Consider the following 3,267-nt stretch of genomic DNA (forward strand, 5'->3'; position numbering starts at 1 on the left):
TTGGTTCTTTGAAAACTAGATAATATTAATTTTCTGTAATTTATTGAATTGGATATAATCCAATTTCAACCGAGAACACCGCGTTATTTTGAGTTTGTTAACTAAGTAAAAAATCGCAAATACTCAATTGACTAAAGTATCCGTAGGATACTTAGGTTAAGTTATCAAGGGCGCATGGTGGATGCCTTGGCACTAGGAGCCGATGAAGGACGGGACTAACACCGATATGCTTCGGGGAGCTGTACGTAAGCTTTGATCCGGAGATTTCCGAATGGGGAAACCCAGCAGTTTTAATCGACTGTTACTGCTCAGTGAATTCATAGCTGAGTAGAGGTAGACGTGGGGAACTGAAACATCTCAGTACCCACAGGAGAATAAAGAAATTTCGATTCCCTCTGTAGCGGCGAGCGAACGGGGAACAGCCCAAACCAATGAGCTTGCTCATTGGGGTTGTAGGACTGAACATTTGAGTTACCAAAGTGATGGATAACCGAACAATCTGGGAAGATTGGCGAGACAGGGTGATAGCCCCGTAGGTGAAATCCAGCACCCTCAGTTCAGGATCCTGAGTACGGCGACACACGTGAAACGTCGTCGGAATCCGGGAGGACCATCTCCCAAGGCTAAATACTCCCTAGTGACCGATAGTGAACCAGTACCGTGAGGGAAAGGTGAAAAGCACCCCGGAAGGGGAGTGAAACAGTTCCTGAAACCATGTGCCTACAAGCAGTTAGAGCCCGTTAATGGGTGATAGCGTGCCTCTTGTAGAATGAACCGGCGAGTTACGGTTGCATGCAAGGTTAAGGTGTCAAAGCCGGAGCCGCAGCGAAAGCGAGTCTGAAATGGGCGTTTAAGTATGTTGCTGTAGACCCGAAACCAGGTGATCTACCCATGTCCAGGCTGAAGGTGCGGTAAAACGCACTGGAGGGCCGAACCCGTGTACGTTGAAAAGTGCTGGGATGAGGTGTGGGTAGCGGTGAAATTCCAAACGAACTTGGAGATAGCTGGTTCTCTCCGAAATAGCTTTAGGGCTAGCCTCGGACGTAGAATCATGGAGGTAGAGCCACTGTTTGGACGAGGGGCCCGTCATGGGTTACTAAGTTCAGATAAACTCCGAATACCATTGATTTTTATCCGGGAGTCAGACGGTGAGTGATAAGATCCATCGTCGAAAGGGGAACAGCCCAGACCGCCAGTTAAGGTCCCTAAATATATGCTAAGTGGAAAAGGATGTGGAGTTGCATAGACAACTAGGATGTTGGCTCAGAAGCAGCCACCATTTAAAGAGTGCGTAATAGCTCACTAGTCGAGTGATCCCGCGCCGAAAATTTACCGGGGCTAAGCATATTACCGAGACTGCGGACCTGAACTTTGTTCAGGTGATAGGAGAGCGTTCTAAGGGCAACGAAGCCGGACCGTAAGGACCGGTGGAGCGCTTAGAAGTGAGAATGCCGGTATGAGTAGCGAAAGATCAGTGAGAATCTGATCCACCGAATGACTAAGGTTTCCTGGGGAAGGCTCGTCCTCCCAGGGTTAGTCGGGACCTAAGCCGAGGCCGCAAGGCGTAGGCGATGGATAACAGGTTGAGATTCCTGTACTAGTTGATGATGTTTGAGCGATGGAGGGACGCAGGAGGCTAAGTTGTGCATGCAGTTGGAAAGGCATGCTCAAGCCACGAGTCAGTCAAAGAGTCAAATGCTTTTTGGCGGGTTGACAAGTGGTGATGAGGACCGAAATTTAAGTAGGGAAGCAACCCACGTCACACTGCCGAGAAAAGCTTCTAGTGAGTCATCAACTACCCGTACCGCAAACCGACACAGGTAGTCGAGGAGAGAATCCTCAGGTGAGCGAGTGAACTCTCGTTAAGGAACTCGGCAAAATGACCCCGTAACTTCGGGAGAAGGGGTGCTGGCCACATGGCCAGCCGCAGTGAAAAGGCCCAGGCGACTGTTTATCAAAAACACAGGTTTCTGCAAAATCGTAAGATGACGTATAGGGGCTGACGCCTGCCCGGTGCTGGAAGGTTAAGTGGATGAGTTAGCTTCGGCGAAGCCCAGAAATGAAGCCCCAGTAAACGGCGGCCGTAACTATAACGGTCCTAAGGTAGCGAAATTCCTTGTCGGGTAAGTTCCGACCCGCACGAAAGGCGTAACGATCTGGGCACTGTCTCAACGAGAGACTCGGTGAAATTGAGATACCTGTGAAGAAGCAGGTTACCCGCGACAGGACGGAAAGACCCCATGGAGCTTTACTGTAGCTTGATATTGGGTGTTGACACAGCTTGTACAGGATAGGTAGGAGCCGTTGAAGCCGGAACGCTAGTTTCGGTGGAGGCATTGGTGGGATACTACCCTCGCTGTGTGAACACTCTAACCCGCGCCACTTAGCGTGGCGGGAGACAGTGTCAGGTAGGCAGTTTGACTGGGGCGGTCGCCTCCCAAACAGTAACGGAGGCGCCCAAAGGTTCCCTCAGAATGGTTGGAAATCATTCGACGAGTGTAAAGGCAGAAGGGAGCTTGACTGCGAGACAGACAGGTCGAGCAGGGACGAAAGTCGGGCTTAGTGATCCGGTGGTTCCGTATGGAAGGGCCATCGCTCAACGGATAAAAGCTACCCTGGGGATAACAGGCTTATCTCCCCCAAGAGTCCACATCGACGGGGAGGTTTGGCACCTCGATGTCGGCTCATCGCATCCTGGGGCTGTAGTCGGTCCCAAGGGTTGGGCTGTTCGCCCATTAAAGCGGTACGCGAGCTGGGTTCAGAACGTCGTGAGACAGTTCGGTCCCTATCCGTCGCGGGCGTAGGAAATTTGAGAGGAGCTGTCCTTAGTACGAGAGGACCGGGATGGACATACCGCTGGTGTACCAGTTGCGCCGCCAGGCGCACAGCTGGGTAGCTATGTATGGATGAGATAAACGCTGAAAGCATCTAAGTGTGAAACTCGCCTCAAGATGAGATTTCCCATTCCTATATGGAAGTAAGACCCCTGAGAGATGATCAGGTAGATAGGTTGGAAGTGGAAGTGCAGCGATGCACGGAGCGGACCAATACTAATCGGTCGAGGACTTAACCAAGTAGAAATGGTGTTTGAAGGCAGAAAATTAATATTAGCTAGTTTTGAGAGAACGAAGTTCTTTCAGGAAAATAGTGTGGTGGCGATAGCCAGAAGGATACACCTGTTCCCATGCCGAACACAGTCGTTAAGCTTCTGTACGCCAAGAGTAGTTGGGGGATCGCCCCCTGCAAGGGTAGGACGTTGCCACGCAA

General features: G+C 50.8%; 2 rRNA genes. Both read left to right on the forward strand.

What is annotated here, in order from left to right:
• Window positions 1–154: 154 nt before the first annotated feature.
• Window positions 155–3,074 (forward strand): 23S ribosomal RNA (locus HMPREF0519_RS12570).
• 74 nt (window positions 3,075–3,148) lie between these two features.
• A 5S ribosomal RNA gene (gene rrf, locus HMPREF0519_RS12575) occupies window positions 3,149–3,265 on the forward strand.
• Window positions 3,266–3,267: the final 2 nt, after the last annotated feature.

This window comes from Lentilactobacillus hilgardii DSM 20176 = ATCC 8290 (assembly GCF_000159315.1).
Classification (GTDB): domain Bacteria; phylum Bacillota; class Bacilli; order Lactobacillales; family Lactobacillaceae; genus Lentilactobacillus; species Lentilactobacillus hilgardii.